Below are 16,075 nucleotides of genomic sequence, written 5' to 3'. Positions count from 1 at the left end.
TGCTCCTCTTTTTTAGGATGAAAATACTCGTTGAACGAGACGACGGTAATCCATAAAGAATTCGGGTGTTTTCTGCTCAGGGAGTCCGTCAAGCATATGTTCATCTATCGATTGATAATACCATTGCTGCAAATCATAACCCGCTTTAAAAAAGTCCCACACCTCATTGCCGAAATTTCTTTGGTCATTTTCAATAGAGGAAAGGTTATCGAGCTTATCAGCCACAATTAAAGATTTTACCTCTTTGTCTGCCATTCTTACGGTAGTGATCGTATGGGCTTTTCTTTCACGCCAGGTTTTCGTTTTATCCTCCGTATGGGCAGCAACGAGACGTCGAACTTTAAGGCCGAATTTTTTTTCTATATCATCCAGTTCATATGAGGTGTCTTCTACGACATCGTGAAGGTAACCGGCACAAATCAGTTCTTCAGACGAACCTGCTTTCTTCAATATTTCAGCTACACGAATCGGATGGTTAATGTAATCTTCCTTAGAGGCTTTGCGTTTTTGACCTTTGTGAGCACAGTCAGCAAATTTTTGCGCTTTATCCAGAATATCAGCCACTTCCTTTCATCGGGCAAATTAGTTGTATCAACGTTTGGGAGATTATAATATGGAACATAGAGTACACAGGAACGCGAAAAAGGGGAGTACAGAAAAATGAAAACAATTGAAGTAACGGATTTGCCTCCAGTCAATGACCGGTCCACAGTATTAGTCATCGGAAAATTCGATGGTTTGCATTTAGGTCATCAACAGCTCCTGCAAGAGGCACGAGCCGTCTGCGGGAAAGATGAAGAGATTTCGGTCTTCGGTTTTTCTGAGCATCCGCTTTGGATATTAAAAGGCGATAAGGACTATCAAAAGACATTGTCGTCTTTTCAGGACAGGCGTGATCTCCTCGAACAGGCCGGTGTAGATCGTTACTACCATGTTTACTTTACAAAAGAATACGCTCAAATTACTCCCGAACAATTCGTTCTTGAACATTTAGGTCAGCTTACGATCAGCCATATTATTGTAGGAGAAGGCTTTAAGTTTGGAAAAGGCCGAAATGCAGGTACGGATGGTTTAATTGAGCTTGCAGGCAGGCACGGAATTCAAGTAACCGTTCTCCCGCATGTTACATTTAACAGTGAAAAAGTAAGCAGTACAAAGATACGCTCCTTAGTGGCCGGCGGTCAAATGGAAGCAGCTCAGGGACTGCTCGGTCGTCCCTTTGAAATAACAGGTATCGTTGAAAAAGGAGAAGCCCTTGGCCGCCAGCTGGGGTTTCCTACTTTAAACTTAGGGGAGATTGATGAATATGTCCAGCCATCGCCGGGAGTTTATCTCGGCGTTGTAGAAGTTCATCACGACCGAGCCAATGCGCATTACTATTCATTAATCAGTGCAGGCTACCGTCCGACAGTAAGTGGGAAATCATTTAAAGTGGAAGCCTATCTGCTTGATTTTTCAGGTGATTTATATGGAAAGACAGTGACAGTAAAATATCTGCGGTTTATGCGAGGAGAAGAGAATTTCGACGGGCTCGATGCCCTTATCGATCAGATGAAACAGGATGAAAAGGATGCCAGGGCCATTTTAGGACTGGATCACACGGTATAAAAGGAGAAGTTTCACCATGGGGTAGTTGTAGTGGAAATATGTGACAGCAACTTAATCAATGAGATGGATGTCGAATCTATTATTGAATCTGAATATCCAGATGTAGCTGTGTTGATGAATGAATGTTTATCCTTCTGCGGCCTATGTGCCTTAAAACCATACGCTATGGTAAATGGCACAAGGGTCTTTGGAAGCACCCCGGAAGAGGCGCTGGACAAAATACGTCAAAAAATTGAAGAAGAACTTGCTTTTTATGCAGAATAAAAGACCGCTCAGCCGGTCTATTTTTTTTGTTCAAGCTTATAAAATATTCGGATCAACTCTTTTATATCACTGGTGGAAAGTGTTTCGAATCTTTCCTGCATATATTCGACTCTTTTATTATTAAGATGAGAGTAAACGTCATTTCCCTCGTCGGTCAGTTCAAAAACAACCACTCGTCTGTCTTTTTGGCTTCTTGTTCTAGTTATTAAGTCTTTTTCGACTAGTCGGTTCATGATGGAAGTTGCATGGCTGTTGGATACATTAAGTCCAGATGCTAAATTAGAAACATTCTGCTCATTGTTTTCTTTAATAGCTGTAAGAAAAGCGAGTTCACTATTTGTAAACCCTTCCCCTAATCTTTCGTTTAAATCCCTTCTATATCCTCTGATAAATTTACGAAAGATTCCTTCAAGCTCTGAAATTAAAGTTAATTTACTATCATTAGTCATAAAGCGGCTCCTTTCTATCATTTTTATTATAGTAAAATAGTCGAATTTCTTCCACAATGCGGACTTATAAACTTTTTTATTCTATTTCAAGCTTTTTCGTGGATGATTGCCAAAAACGTCGAACGAATGTCGTTGTTTTTTTCGTCGACTTTATGTATGATTACTTTAAATATTTAGGATAAATTGGCGATTGTACTGGAGGTAACCAGATGAACAAGACCTTAATTTTACAATCTGATTTCGGACTCAGTGATGGAGCTGTGAACGCGATGTATGGAGTCGCTCATTCTGTTGATCACGGGCTTAAGATCTATGATTTGACCCACGATATTCCTCCTTTTGACATATGGGAAGCCTCTTACCGGCTTTGGCAAACGATTTCCTACTGGGCTGAAGGAACTGTTTTCGTTTCTGTAGTAGATCCAGGGGTAGGCTCTGAGAGGAGAAGTATAGTCGTAAAGACAGGGGAAGGCCATTTTGTAGTGACCCCCGATAACGGTACGCTCACCCACATTAATCGGACGGAGGGGATAGAAGAGGCAAGAATAATTGATGAATCTGTAAACAGGCTGCCAAGATCAGGAGAATCGTACACCTTTCACGGACGGGATATTTATGCCTTTACGGGAGCACGTCTAGCTGCGGGCATTATTACTTTTGAAGAAGTAGGTCCGGTAATCGATGCAAATAGTGTCATTACACTTCCTGTAAAAGAACCGCAGTTAAATAACAAAGAAACTGAAGGAATGATTGACGTTCTTGATGTGCAGTTTGGCAACCTTTGGACGAACATCAGCCGTGAGTTGTTTAAACAAATGGATATTCCTTACGGCGCAGGAGTTGAAGTGGAGATAATGCATGGAAGCAATACCATTTATCAAAACAATATGACCTTCGGACGGTCTTTCGCTGATACTTTCAAAGGAGAACCACTTGTTTACGTCAATTCATTAGACAATATGGCGATCGCTATTAATCAAGGATCCTTTGCTAAAGCTTATAATATCAGGACAGGATCCAATTGGACGGTAATCTTTAGAAAAATCAAAGAGAAATAGAAGAGGAATAGGGGTAGGAAATGTGAACTATAGGCATCTTCGATGGGCAGGAGTGATTCTGCTATTGTTGATGGCCGGATGCTCTAATCAGATCTCCGGCATGTCGCTTGATTCGACTGGACAAAATGAGAATGAGGTTGTTGATAACCAGGGGAAAGTAAAGAATTTACAGTACCTGGATGATTTTATGAGAAGTGTAGACCAGCAAGAAGAGGCTAAAGTGAAAGTGACCCAGTACACACAAGAAGGAGATCCTGTCACTACGCAGCTTCACTATGAAAAAGGCGAAGTTAAGTATAGACACGATACGACACAGGATAAGTATGGAGATCAAAAAGTAATTGAAAAATCTTGTGATTCAATTTCCCGTTTAGACAGGGCCGACAAGACAGTATATATTGTAAAGTGTGGCTCTGAAGAAGTTGATATATTGAATATTTCTTATAATGCAGGCCTACAGGACAGCTTTGACATCCAGTTTGTATATGATATGGAGAACAGAATGTCTCTTGATACGAAAGAAAAATCTCTCTCTGTACAGGCTGATTTAGTAAGCTTAAAGAAAAATAATTTTTACTTAACAAATGGAGAACGAAATCGTCTTTATAAATTATTAATTATGGAAAATTATTTTGGAGATAAAGAAGTAACGAATGAATGCAGGGAATCCCCTGAATATTCATTGCGGGTAGTGATTAACGGCAATGAAAAGCACTATCAATGGTCTTCCTGTGATGAAGGACAAGATGTGGAAGCAATGACCGAAATGGCTGAAAGCATAGCCGAAATTATTAAAGAAACAAAACAATATAAGCAGTTTTTCCATTAAACCCTCCCGCCGAAAAAGGCGCGGGTTTTTTTGTTGGGATAATTTTAGGTGAGCAAAATAAGAGGGGATTGAAAGACTCCTGTGCTACACTACCACTGTAACCTTCAAAAGAAAGGAAGAGGTCTAAGAAAATGAAAACGTTTAAATTACACGACAAAGTAGAAATGCCTCAGCTTGGTTTTGGCGTATGGCAGGTCGAAGAAAAAGACGCTGTACCTGCTGTAACTAAAGCGATTGAAACAGGCTATCGTTCCATTGATACCGCTGCAGTTTATAAAAATGAACGCCAGGTCGGTGAAGCGATCGCTAAAAGCAATGTTCCTCGGGAAGAGTTATTCATTACAACAAAAGTATGGAATGCAGACCAGGGATACGACGCGACGATCAAAGCGATGGACGAAAGTCTGGAGAAGCTAGGGCTGGAATACGTAGATTTATACTTAATTCACTGGCCGACTCCTGAATTCGATCAATATGTAGAAACGTATAAAGCTCTTGAACAGCTGCAGAAAGACGGCAAAACAAGAGCCATTGGCGTATGTAACTTTGAAATAGAACACCTTCAGCGTCTGCTGGAAGAGTGTGATGTGAAGCCTGCCATCAACCAGGTTGAATGCCATCCATTCCTGGCTCAAAATGAACTTAAGCAATTCTGCCGTGAAAATGACATTCATGTAGAAGCCTGGAGCCCGCTTATGCAGGGAGGCGAAGTGCTTAAAAATAACGCTGTCCAAGTGATTGCCGATAAACACGGAAAAACGGCAGCACAAGTTGTCATCCGCTGGCATATCCAGAATGACACAGTTGTCATTCCAAAATCTGTGACACCATCCCGGATTGAAGAAAACTTTGATGTCTTTGATTTTGAGCTGCCAGAAGAAGATATGGCCCAGCTGAATCAACTGGATAAAGGGGAAAGAAAAGGTCCTCATCCAAATGAAATGAATGTAAGATAAAAAAGGAAAAGAGAGCGCTTAGGCGTTCTCTTTTTTATGATCCCGTTCTCGGTTTTCCTGGATCACAGCCAGGAGGTGATCCGCCGGTAGACTCAGCTAGTTTATGAAGGTAATAGCATTCCTCACGGGCCATATGATCTGCCATCAGCGCAGAAAAAGTACTTAAAACCTCAGCAGAAAGTTCCATTTCCTCAAGCTCACGCAAGAAAGCCTTGAAAATCTCCATCTCCATTTCCACTTCTTTGTTGAACCGGGTTAACGCCGGAAAGGATTCAAGGTTCGTTCTCAAATACCCCGTGAGCTCCACAGCCTTCAGATAGAATTGATTAAAATGCTCAGCAAATAAGTGGCTTTTATTCTTCAGCCTCTGCTCAACCCCGTCCATTTCATCATTAATAGCTGTCGCATGGCCGGAAGCATCAAGCAGCCAGAGAGAGTGATGGTGAAGTTCATGAAAAACAGGAGGGACTTCCCCCTTCTCTAAATACTCAAGCACTCTTAAATATTCTTCCAGCTCATTTACCATATGATTAATAAATGTAGGTGACAAGTGAATTTTAATTCTTCCCAGTAAATGACGCTCAATCAAGTTCAATTTAAATTCTCTAAACGGCTCGGCCGCCTCTTTAATCTCTTTAGAAAAAACAGCCAGATCCTGATACGACCTGTCCTTCAGCTTTTGCAGAAAGTTATCCCACTCAGCAACATACTGCTCAGCAGTAATGATCGTTGCTTTTTCTGAAGGATAAAGGGAATCTCTAATGAACCGGGCATGGTCACCTAAAATCTGCAGCCAGAATTTATGTTCAAAAAAAGCAGCATTTTCATATGATGAACGCATAATATTCCTCCTTCGTTCGTTTGCCTTTTCTATTTTATTAAGGATGAGGAAAAGTTATGTTTTGGTGAGGGTGCTGGGGGAGATCGGAATAAAGCGAGGGGAGAAGCGTCGAAAGAGCGGAGGAAGCGCCGAAAGCAGTGAGAGAAACGTCGAAAGAAGAGAAGGAAGTGCTGAAAGATGGGTAAGAAACTTCAAAAAGCGGAGAAATGCCGAAAGCCGGGAGAGAAGTGTCGAAAGAAGTAGGAGAAGCGCCGAAAGCGAGGGGAGAAATGTCGAAAGCGGGGAGAGAAGCGTCGAAAGAAGAAGAGGAAGCACTGAAAGCTGGGAAAGAAACGTCGAAAGAGCGGAGAAACGGCGAAAGCGGGGAGAGAAGCGTCGAAAGAAGAGGAGGAAGCGCTGAAAGCTGGGAAAGAAACGTCGAAAGAGAGGAGAAGCGCCGAAAACGGGGAGAGAAGCGTCGAAAGGAGAGGAGGAAGTGCTGAAAGCGGGAGGAGAAGCTGCAAAAAAATGTCTAAAGTTAGAAGAAATGCCGAAAGAATAAGTGAAAACGTCAAATAGTGATGGAAGAAATGCTAAAAGCACAGACAGAAATATAGTAATAGAGCAAATCCGTCCTCTTTTCCAATACAGCCTAAAAATCTATTATCATAAATAAAAAGGAGGTTATCTATTGATCATAAAGCCCCGCACCTATCCTATCCAATTAAGAAAGCTTCAATCACTTCTTCGAAGACTCCCCAAATCTCATACTAGATACCCGATGATTCAGGCTGCATATTCACGAAATTTAGCAGGTTATGAAGGGGAAAAGTCTATTGATTATTACTTGGACTTTTTACCTGAGGAAGATTATCTCATTATAAAAGATCTCCGAATGAAGGGAAGTAAGTATTTCTTTCAAATGGATACGGTCATCCTTACGAGAAAGTATATTTTAATTCTTGAAGTAAAGAATCTGGCGGGAAGCCTGAGTTTAAATCGTAGTACCTACCAGATGATTAGAACTTACAATGGAGTCGAAGAGGCTTTTCCAGATCTATTTTGCAAATGGAAAGCCATAAGCGGCAGCTCAAAGATTGGATAAGATCGCATTCTAATATGGACATCCCTGTTGAAGGGCTGGTGTTGCTTACAAATAATAAGACTTTTTTAAAGATTAATGGGGACGAGAAGGAAAGCCCAATGATTATGAGTGAGGGAGTTTTAAACTACATAAATAAATTAGAAACAACACCAGTTGTCTGCGAAAAAAGTGAAATCTCCCAGCTGGCTTTTCAGCTTAAGGAAGCGCATCAGGAAAAGGAAGTAGATATATTAGCGACGATGGGAATTCATAAACGAGATATTATAAAAGGTGTTCAGTGTCCCCATTGTGAGAATTATATGAAATGGCATCGAAGAAGCTGGGAGTGCAAGGACTGTGGCGAAAGAAATCAAAGAGCACATTTAAGGACTCTGGAAGATTATGCATTATTATTTTCTCCCTTGATTAATAACCATACCGCACGGGACTTCTTAATGGTTGATTCAGCAAGCTCTGTTAAAAGAATTCTCACCAACTTAAAATCTCTGAAAACAGGCGGCAGGAAGTTCAGATCCTATTATATCCCCCTGTCTCCTTTCCAATAGGCTACACTGCTTTTAAACACCAGCTATCAAGGGAAACATACAGATAGAATGCTTTATAAAAGGAGTTTCCCTTATGTTGATCCGATTCGGTTATGTGGCAAATGCTTTAAATCTATATGATTCTTCCCCTTCAAAAACGATGACATTTTCGCGCTATCAAAAGCTTCCTGAACAGGAAAGACAGGATCAGCTTGAGCGAATTACACGTACAAATTTGGAGAATACGATTCGAGCTCTGCATTATAATATTGCTCACCAAATTCCGCTTTATCGTCTATCATCTTCCATTGTTCCGCTGGCAACGCATGATGAGGTGGATTTTGACTATATTTCTCCTTTTTCCAAAGAATATGAGAGTATCGGCCAGCTCGTTAACGAGCACGGTTTAAGAGTCAGCTTTCACCCGAATCAATTTACGCTTTTTACGAGTGATCGTCCGCACGTAACAGAAAATGCTGTGAAGGATATGGAATATCATTACCGTCTGTTTGAAGCGATGGGTCTTCATAAACAGGGGTATATTAATATTCATATCGGGGGTGCTTATGGGGATAAGAAAAAAACGCTGGCTCGTTTTCACGAAAATCTCAAACGGCTTCCCAAAACCATCAAACAGCAAATGACACTTGAGAATGACGATAAAACTTATACAACGACTGAAACACTCGAAGTTTGTGAAAAAGAAAATATCCCTATGATGTTTGATTATCATCATTATTTTGCGAACCATACGGAGGAAGAAGACTTATCGGAATTAATGCCAAGAATCTTTCAAACTTGGGAAGGGCGGGAGCATCCTCCTAAACTCCATATTTCTTCACCTAAGTCGGAAAAAGAGATGAGGAGTCATGCCGAATTTATAGATTTGGAGTTTATTAAAGGCTTCTTGAAACAGTTAAAAGAGTTAGGTCAGGATGTGGATGTGATGATTGAAGCTAAACAGAAGGATCGGTCTTTATTAAAAATAGTGGAAGAAATCGCTGGGATTCGTGGAGTAAAGCGTGTAAGCGGGGGAAGTGTAAATATATAAAAGCCGCCGTGAATTTCACGACGGCTCAAATGATTATTTCACGATGAATTCAAAGTTTCCTTCAAATTTTACATCTTTGCCAAGCAGGACGCCGCCAGTTTCCATGGCAGCATTGTAAGTCATTCCGTAAGCTTCACGGTTTACTTTACCTGTCACTTCAAAACCGGCAACGGTACTTCCATCCATTGGACTTTGGGAGGTGCCGTTATATTCGACAGTAAATGTTTCTTCATTTGTTGTTCCTTTTATCGTGAAGTCTCCAGTGACTTCATATTCGTCATCAGACACTTTTTTAATAGATTTACTTTCGAAAATCATGTTTGGATGCTTTTCTGCTTCAAAGAAATCTCCGGATTTCAGGTGACCGTCACGATCCTCATTCCCTGTATTGATAGAAGAAATGGGGATTGTTGCTTTTACGCTTGCTGATTCTAGATCGGAAAAGTCTCCATTAACTTCTATATCAAAATCCTCAAATTCGCCTTTGGCTTTAGAAACCATCATGTGTTTAATCTGAAAATCCAACGTACTGTGCACTTTGTCTAAAACAATTGTAGTCATTTTTATCTCTCCTTTAGTAATAAAATGAAACTAACTTACTTTATGTAACTAATATAACGGACATTTAACTTGAAGTCAAGATAATTTTTTCAGTTTCATAAATGGATATGAGAAAAGCCCCGCAGCTAAATATAGCTGCGGGACTTTTTCTAAGCACTGTCTTCTTCTGCGAAAAGTTCGATATCACGCTTATCTGTTTTCTTTTTCACTACACGATTTACATAATCATCAGTTAAAGCTGCAATTTCTTTATGAAGGAAGAGCAGTGGAATGATATTGGACAGAAGTACAAAAGCGAGCAGCAGGTCAAGGAACTGCCACACAAACTGTAAGCCTCCAATGGCACCGACAAAGACAGCGGCAATGTACACGATTCTCATCGCATAAGCTGCTTTTAAATTAAATAAATACTCGGCTTGTTTCTCCCCATAATAAATCAGTACACCAATTGTTGTGATGACAAAGAATATGAGGAATATCGTAACGAATATACTTCCAAACGCGTCGCCAAGCACCGTAGAAAAAGCGACATTAATCATATTAGACGCCTGGCCGGGTTCAATATCAGTCCATGCTCCTGTAACAAGGACAACTAACCCTGAGGCTGTACAGATAATAATAGTATCAACAAAAACACTGAAAATTCCCCACATAGCCTGGCGGGAAGGGTGGTCTGTTTTTGCAGCAGCGTGGGCAATAGGAGCCGTACCTAGACCGGCTTCATTTGAATAAAGCCCGCGTGCAATCCCCCAGCGCAGTGCCTGGGCAATTCCTGCTCCAGCAAAGCCGCCGGCTGCTGAAACCGGAGTGAAGGCATGAACAAAAATCATTTCAAATACTGCTGGCAGCTGGTCGAAGTTTACCCCGATTACATAAAGACATATAGCTAAATAAGTCAGCACCATAAATGGGACAAATTTATCGGTCACTTTACCAATTCGTTTAATACCGCCGAAGACAACTACAGCGATCACGATACACATAGCGATTCCTGTAATTTCAACAGGCCAGTCGAAAGCAGTAGCCGTCTGAGTAGCAATGGAGTTGGATTGTACCATTGTACTTGGAACTAACTCAATCATAAGGAAAAAGGCAAATGCCGCAGAAACCCATTTCCAGCCGAGAGCTTTTTTTATGTAATATTGCGGGCCCCCGACCCATTCGTTATTTTTATTTTTTTCCCTGTATTTTAAACTGAGAAGAATTTCGGAGTATTTTGTAGCCATTCCAATTAAGGCTACAACCCACATCCAAAATAATGCACCTGGACCACCAAGTGAGATGGCAACTGGCACGCCGACTATGTTTGTGGCACCCGCTGTCGAGGCTAAAGCTGAGGTGAAGGCCTGGAAAGGAGTAATTGTTCCAGTCTGCTTGTCTTTCTTAAAAATTTGGCCGACCGTGTTCTTAAGTACGTGGCCAAAAAAACGGAATTGAAAGAATTTAAGACGGATGGTAAGAAAGACACCACCTGCAATAAGAATGATAGCTAATGGATAAGTCCATAAAAAATTGGATATGTTCGCGATAATCTGTTCAAAAGCTTCCAAAAGTTTAATCTCCTCTCTTTCTGAATATCGTACCATCATATTCCCTTTTTTTCAGAAAATAAACAATTATGTCAAAAAGTGAAGGGTGTGGCTTAGAAAAAAGGTAAGTTATTAGTGAGTATAAATGTAAACATCAGGAAACAGGGCTTTCCACTTTTGGAATGGCTTAAGCCATCAAATCTCCCTAATTCTTCTAATAAAAAAGCATCCGGTTTATGTCCGGATGCTTAATATTTTTATACTTCAGGGGTTGGAGTAGGCTCTGCATAACCCTCTTTATATTTACTGTCTATATCTTCTCTAATGTCTTTAACAGATTTTCCGTCCTGGAAATCAACGATAGACTGTGCGGCAATTTCAAGACAAACTCCGCATTTTGTACCATGATCATCCCAGACTAGCGACCCGTCTTCCTTATTTTCATGGATAAAGCAATCGTAATTATCCCTGTGGCCTACAGATTCTCCACAGCCGCAGTAACAAGGGATCTGCTCCAGTAAGTCTTTATGAGCAGCAGCAGCCGTATAGATGTTTTGCATATCTTCCGATTTTTCCTCCAGAAAAGCAGGCAAAACGTCATATCCAGAGGTTTCCTCGCGGATATCAGCTGCAGACTGATGGGCGTGGTCCTCATGCTCATCTTCTGAACTGTTGGAAGAAGATTCCTCGTTATTCTGTGAGCATCCAATTAAAAAGGTCGATAAGACCAGACTTAATATGATAAATATATACCTTTTCAAAAATATCGCCTCCTGCACTCTCTTTTACTATCATAGTGGGAAAGAGAAGGAAGCTCAAGAGCGTTTGGGACTGTTCAAAGAATATACAAATTTTATTTGCCGAAGGAGGAGAGAAACTTCACACGATCTCCCATCGGAGGTACACGGTTATCGACAAGGGCAATTTCCAGGATAGACGGGCCGGGCTGGTTGAGAAGCTTAAGAACCGTATTCTGGTTTAGGTCTTCCATTTGGTCGACACGAAGGCTTGGGATCCCCATCGTTTCTGCCATCGCCGAAATGTTTATCGGCTCCTGTGAAAACCTTTCATGTGCTCTTTTATACTGAAGTGCATGTCCATGGTGCACCATTCCTAAACGCGCATTGTTCATCACTACGAATAAAACGGGAATTTCGTATTCTTTTGCCGTCAGCAGCTCCATGCCGTGCATAAAGAAACAGCCATCCCCCGTAATACAGACGGTCGGACGGTCTGTGTCCGCCAGTTTAGAGCCGATCGCGCTGCCGATTCCGCTTCCCATGGCGCCGAAATGCACGTTTATATCAAAGCTTTCCGTATCTACTACGTCCATATGATGAATAACATAGGCCATAAACTCTCCTATATCTACGGTGTAGCGGGTCTTTTTAGGAAGGAGGTGCTGCAGTTTTAACAGAGCATTCTTTGTACTATACTCTTCCGTTATTTCTTCAGTAAAACGAACTTCTTCTACAAGAGAATTTCTTGTAAAGCTTACGGTTTTTATACCGCTGATAAGAGAAGAGAGCGTGATGTCCATGTCTCCATACAGAGGAATATCACAATTGTAGCGGCGGTTAAAAACAGAAGAGTCAAAATCGATTTGAATCAATGTCCGGTTCTTAGAAATATTTGAATTGTAATTATTGGTGGCTGTCTCTCCCAAACTTGACCCGGCGACAAGTATGGTATCATAATTTCCTTCATTAATAATGGAGGATGCTGACTCGTGCCCGGCAAACCCGAAAACACCGTGGTACAGCGGATGGCTGGCGGGAATCATTCCTTTGGCCTGAGGCGAAGAGATAATCGGCCAATTAAGAAGTTCAGCCAATTCAATAACCTGATGGATAGAGCCACGAATTCCCTGGCCGGCGAAAATAAAACCTCTAGGGCTGTCGGTCAATCGTATGACTGCTTCATTCAGCCTTTTCTCTTCAGGTAGAAGAGGAGAGCGTGATGGATAAGGAGGGATGATCTGTTCCTCCACTTCACTTAATTGAACATCAATCGGCATCGCAATATGAACAGGTCCCGGTACTCCCGACAGAGCTGTTTCAACTGCTTTATGAATTTCGGGTAAAAGATTTTCTGCCTTATCCACTCTTTTACTATATTTTGTGACAGACTCATACAGTGGGTGGGCATTTAATTCCTGTGAGGCATTATGCCCCATTGTACTTACAGGAACGGCGCCTGTTAAAAATAGTATAGGAAGATGCTCACGCATTGCATTGGCTGCCCCCGTGACAAGGTTTGTGCCCCCTGGACCGCTGCTTCCGATGCAAACAGCCAGCTGATTTGAATACTTAGCGTATGCGGCTGCCATATAAGATGCTGCCCCTTCGTGTTTTGTAATTATCGGGGTAATTTCAGGGCTGTCGTAAAGTTCATCAAAAAAAGCGTTGACCGATCCTGCAGGGATACCAAAAATATACGAAACATCCCCACTTTTCAAATATTCCACTACTGCCTTTACAGACTTCATAATTTCCCCTCTTTCGCTTTATTGATAAATTTATTGAAAACTTTCTCCGCACTTAAAGGTTTAGAGTAATAATATCCCTGGATCAAATGACACCCATGGTTTGTTAAATAATCCAGCTGTTTACGGGTTTCAACTCCTTCTGCAATAACGTTAAGGCTGAGGCTGTTGGCCAGCGTAATAATGGTATTTGTAATCGCAGCGTTGTTACGGTTACTCGGCAGGTCATCGATAAAAGTCTTATCAATTTTGAGCGTGTCGACAGGGAAGTCTTTTAAATAACCTAAAGAAGAATACCCTGTACCAAAGTCATCAATCGATATTCGGATACCGATTTCCTTCAAACAGTGAATAACGTTTAATGTTTTCTCGGTATTATGAATGATCAGGTTTTCCGTAAGCTCAAGTTCGAGAAACTGAGGATCCAATTTGGTCTCTTCTAAAATCTCTTTTATTTTTTTAACGATGTCCTCTTGATTAAACTGCTGGGGAGAGAGGTTGACAGAGACAGCCAAATCTTCGTATCCCTGGTCGTGCCAGCGCTTCATCTGACGGATAGCCTCGCGAAGAATCCATTCCCCAATAGGTACGATCAGTCCTGTTTCTTCAGCCAGTGGAATGAAGTCTTTAGGCTTCATTTTTCCCCGTTCCGGATGATTCCAGCGCAGCAAGGCTTCTACACCGATTAACTGCTGATTGAGGTAATCGTACTTTGGCTGATAGACGACGGTTAGCTGGTTGTTTTTTAATGCTTTATAAAGATCGTTTTCAAGCTCAATACTTTCAATACTGCGATCCTCTAAATTAGGTTCGTACAGCTGAAACTGGTTTCCTGCCATTTTCTTTGCTGTATACATAGCCACATCGGCATGCTTGATCAGCTGCTCAGAAGTCGTTCCATTCTCAGGAAACACGCTGATCCCGATACTTGTTTTCACTGAGATTTCCTGTCCATTAATATAAAAAGGATCAGAAAAGACAGAGAGTACGGATTGGGCACAATCAGTAATGTCGTCTCTAGTATGAATTCTCGGAATTAAAATGATAAATTCATCGCCGCCCTGTCTGGAAATGGTCAGTTCTTTAGGCAGGCTGCTCGTCAGTCTTTCGGCTATTTTGTTTAAAACACGATCGCCGAAGGTGTGACCGAACGTATCGTTGATTTTTTTAAAACGATCAAGATCTAAAAAGAGAACAGCCAGAGAGCATTCATAGGATTCAGCAAAATTTAATGCCTGGTGCAGGCGGTCCTGAAATAAAACCCTGTTCGGAAGGTTGGTTACACTATCATAAAAGGCATGATATTTTATTTTTTCTTCCATTTGTCTTCGGCTTGTAATGTCTTTAAAGGTTACAACATAACCCACTGTTTCCCCGTTTTCAATTTGAGAAGTAATAACGAATTCTATGGGGAACTGACTGCTGTCTTTTCTGAGGAAGTAATCTTCATCGCTCTCTTTACTCTTATGATCGGGTGAAAACAAACCTGAGGCATTCGACATATTTTCTTTAAAGATGATATTGCAATGTCTTCCGATAAGCTCTTCGCGGTTTTCATAGCCTAAAAGATCCGTAGCGGAAGGGTTGCAGAAAGTAATACCACCTTTAAGGTCCAGGCCGAATATTCCTTCTCCAGCAGAATTGAGAATCAATTCTTTTTCTCTGCTGATCTGTTTTACTTCCTTTAAAGCTTGCTGCAGTTCCTTATTCTTCTCAGTAAGCTCTGAAGTTCTTTCAGAAATAATCTGTTCCTGCTCTTCGATGTACAATAAGTAGGAAAGTACTGGAGCGGTAGCATCCGCAATGGATTCAGCCAGCTGCATCGCTGACTTTGGGTAATGACGACCTTTTTCATTTAAGTTGACAATCGCTATGGTACCTAATACTTTTCCTGTTGCAATCAGAGGGATCATATAGAGGCCTTTAATTCCAAATTTCCGGCAGGCTTCATGGTTAGGACGAGGATCGTTCATCGTATCGGCTATAAATATGGATTGTTTACTTGCCAGCACTTCTCTAAATACAAGGTCTTGTTTGAAATCTATGGAAAGATGCTCGTGGGTTTTCATCCACTCTTCCTGACTCCAGTCGCTGTCTTTGCTTAAGCTAGCAGGGTTAATATGGCTGTTGGCTACAGGGTCTAACAAGTGGGCGCCGATATTAGAGTTATTGAGGACTTGGCCAATGTATTCAAAACATTTATCCATTACATCTTCTAGGGTGGAACATAAAGAAAGTTCCCGGGTTATATTTAGCAGGAGCTGTTTATCAGCAATGAGAGATTCTTTTCTTGTCAAATTGTTGGAGTTTCTAACGGCTACAGCCGCCATGTTGACGTAGGCTTTGATAGATTCGATTTCAGATGCGGTAAGATTCATGGGGATTCCATAGTCAAATAAAAAAACTAGCCCGTACAGCTCATCTTCATATGCCATAGGGAGGCCTAAAAGAGATTTTATTCCAAATGCTTCGACCGCCCTCGGATCGGGTCTTAAGTCAGTGAATGTATCTGGTATGTAAATAGCTTCTTTTGTTTCAATGACTTCTTTAGCTAAATGGTCATGCTCTGTGTCTACTATGTGCATATCGAGTGTCATTCCATTAATAATTTCAGGTTTACCGACATATCCACGAAATGTTCCATCCTCCTGTGGAAGGTAGATGCCTACTGAATCACAGCTGACAATTTCTTCTGAGATCGCTGTAACGACATGCTCCAGCACTTCTTTTAAGTCGAGATTTGTATTTATAAGCTTAGTAATATGAGCAAGCCGGGAATACCTTGTTTGTTCATTCGCCATGAAGATTCCTCCGTAATGCAAGATTGAATAAAGCG

Annotated in this window: 17 protein-coding genes; 9 read left to right on the top strand and 8 right to left on the bottom strand. The window is 41.3% G+C overall.

Features of this window, described 5'->3' with window-relative positions:
• Window positions 1–12 precede the first annotated feature (12 nt).
• Entirely contained in the window at window positions 13–564 is a 552-nt protein-coding gene (locus B7E06_RS20265; protein WP_342743650.1) for an HD domain-containing protein, read from the bottom strand.
• Window positions 565–660: 96 nt separating this feature from the next.
• Between B7E06_RS20265 and B7E06_RS20260 the strand changes: the two genes are divergently transcribed.
• Together B7E06_RS20260 and B7E06_RS20255 are read left to right on the top strand one after the other, a co-directional pair.
• On the top strand, window positions 661–1,608 hold the full coding sequence (locus tag B7E06_RS20260; RefSeq protein ID WP_082235683.1) for a bifunctional riboflavin kinase/FAD synthetase: 948 nt from the start codon (window positions 661–663) through the stop codon (window positions 1,606–1,608).
• Window positions 1,609–1,638: 30 nt separating this feature from the next.
• On the top strand, window positions 1,639–1,872 hold the full coding sequence (locus B7E06_RS20255; protein WP_281249136.1) for a YuzB family protein: 234 nt from the start codon (window positions 1,639–1,641) through the stop codon (window positions 1,870–1,872).
• A 17-nt stretch (window positions 1,873–1,889) separates the two neighbouring features.
• On the opposite strand, the gene B7E06_RS20250 is transcribed toward B7E06_RS20255, so the two are convergent.
• Window positions 1,890–2,321 carry a MarR family winged helix-turn-helix transcriptional regulator gene (locus tag B7E06_RS20250; protein ID WP_179134109.1) on the bottom strand — a complete coding sequence of 144 codons (432 nt, stop codon included), beginning with the start codon at window positions 2,319–2,321 and terminating at the stop codon, window positions 1,890–1,892.
• Between the two features lie 209 nt (window positions 2,322–2,530).
• Here B7E06_RS20250 and B7E06_RS20245 point away from each other — a divergent pair, with 209 nt between their 5' ends.
• The 3 genes from B7E06_RS20245 to B7E06_RS20235 all read left to right on the top strand — a co-directional run bounded on the left by B7E06_RS20245 (window position 2,531) and on the right by B7E06_RS20235 (window position 5,164).
• Window positions 2,531–3,379, top strand: coding sequence for an SAM hydrolase/SAM-dependent halogenase family protein (locus tag B7E06_RS20245; RefSeq protein WP_082235681.1), 849 nt, complete (start codon window positions 2,531–2,533; stop codon window positions 3,377–3,379).
• Between the two features lie 22 nt (window positions 3,380–3,401).
• Window positions 3,402–4,208 carry a DUF4362 domain-containing protein gene (locus B7E06_RS20240; RefSeq protein WP_143414532.1) on the top strand — a complete coding sequence of 269 codons (807 nt, stop codon included), beginning with the start codon at window positions 3,402–3,404 and terminating at the stop codon, window positions 4,206–4,208.
• Window positions 4,209–4,339: 131 nt separating this feature from the next.
• The gene (locus B7E06_RS20235; RefSeq protein WP_082235679.1) at window positions 4,340–5,164 is read left to right on the top strand and encodes an aldo/keto reductase; all 825 of its coding nucleotides are present in this window, start codon (window positions 4,340–4,342) and stop codon (window positions 5,162–5,164) included.
• 34 nt (window positions 5,165–5,198) lie between these two features.
• Here B7E06_RS20235 and B7E06_RS20230 read toward each other — a convergent pair whose 3' ends face one another.
• Complete coding sequence (locus tag B7E06_RS20230; RefSeq protein WP_082235678.1) at window positions 5,199–6,005, bottom strand: DUF2935 domain-containing protein; 807 nt, start codon at window positions 6,003–6,005, stop codon at window positions 5,199–5,201.
• Between the two features lie 61 nt (window positions 6,006–6,066).
• Between B7E06_RS20230 and B7E06_RS21630 the strand changes: the two genes are divergently transcribed.
• From B7E06_RS21630 to uvsE, 4 genes are all read left to right on the top strand, one after another.
• Window positions 6,067–6,405: a hypothetical protein gene (locus tag B7E06_RS21630; RefSeq protein WP_143414531.1), complete on the top strand. Its 339-nt coding sequence runs from the start codon at window positions 6,067–6,069 to the stop codon at window positions 6,403–6,405.
• 270 nt (window positions 6,406–6,675) lie between these two features.
• Window positions 6,676–7,089: a nuclease-related domain-containing protein gene (locus tag B7E06_RS20220; protein WP_082235676.1), complete on the top strand. Its 414-nt coding sequence runs from the start codon at window positions 6,676–6,678 to the stop codon at window positions 7,087–7,089.
• Window positions 7,090–7,187: 98 nt separating this feature from the next.
• Complete coding sequence (locus B7E06_RS20215; protein ID WP_143414530.1) at window positions 7,188–7,634, top strand: transposase; 447 nt, start codon at window positions 7,188–7,190, stop codon at window positions 7,632–7,634.
• A 73-nt stretch (window positions 7,635–7,707) separates the two neighbouring features.
• The gene (gene uvsE, locus B7E06_RS20210) at window positions 7,708–8,664 is read left to right on the top strand and encodes a UV DNA damage repair endonuclease UvsE (protein ID WP_082235674.1); all 957 of its coding nucleotides are present in this window, start codon (window positions 7,708–7,710) and stop codon (window positions 8,662–8,664) included.
• Between the two features lie 33 nt (window positions 8,665–8,697).
• On the opposite strand, the gene B7E06_RS20205 is transcribed toward uvsE, so the two are convergent.
• The 5 genes from B7E06_RS20205 to B7E06_RS20185 form a co-directional block, all read right to left on the bottom strand.
• Window positions 8,698–9,225, bottom strand: coding sequence for a YceI family protein (locus B7E06_RS20205; RefSeq protein WP_082235673.1), 528 nt, complete (start codon window positions 9,223–9,225; stop codon window positions 8,698–8,700).
• A 149-nt stretch (window positions 9,226–9,374) separates the two neighbouring features.
• Window positions 9,375–10,775 carry an alanine/glycine:cation symporter family protein gene (locus B7E06_RS20200; protein WP_425432214.1) on the bottom strand — a complete coding sequence of 467 codons (1,401 nt, stop codon included), beginning with the start codon at window positions 10,773–10,775 and terminating at the stop codon, window positions 9,375–9,377.
• A gap of 236 nt (window positions 10,776–11,011) precedes the next feature.
• Entirely contained in the window at window positions 11,012–11,515 is a 504-nt protein-coding gene (locus B7E06_RS20195) for a PCYCGC motif-containing (lipo)protein (RefSeq protein WP_082235671.1), read from the bottom strand.
• A gap of 92 nt (window positions 11,516–11,607) precedes the next feature.
• The gene (locus B7E06_RS20190) at window positions 11,608–13,242 is read right to left on the bottom strand and encodes a thiamine pyrophosphate-binding protein (RefSeq protein ID WP_082235670.1); all 1,635 of its coding nucleotides are present in this window, start codon (window positions 13,240–13,242) and stop codon (window positions 11,608–11,610) included.
• Window positions 13,239–16,040 (bottom strand): bifunctional diguanylate cyclase/phosphodiesterase, encoded by a 2,802-nt coding sequence (locus B7E06_RS20185; protein ID WP_082235669.1) that lies wholly within the window; start codon window positions 16,038–16,040, stop codon window positions 13,239–13,241. The genes B7E06_RS20190 and B7E06_RS20185 overlap by 4 nt, the downstream gene beginning before the upstream one ends.
• Between the last annotated feature and the right edge of the window lie 35 nt (window positions 16,041–16,075).

The organism is Halobacillus massiliensis (assembly GCF_900166625.1).
Classification (GTDB): Bacteria; Bacillota; Bacilli; order Bacillales; family Halobacillaceae; genus Halobacillus_A; species Halobacillus_A massiliensis.
This window is presented reverse-complemented; position numbering and strand designations above follow the sequence as displayed.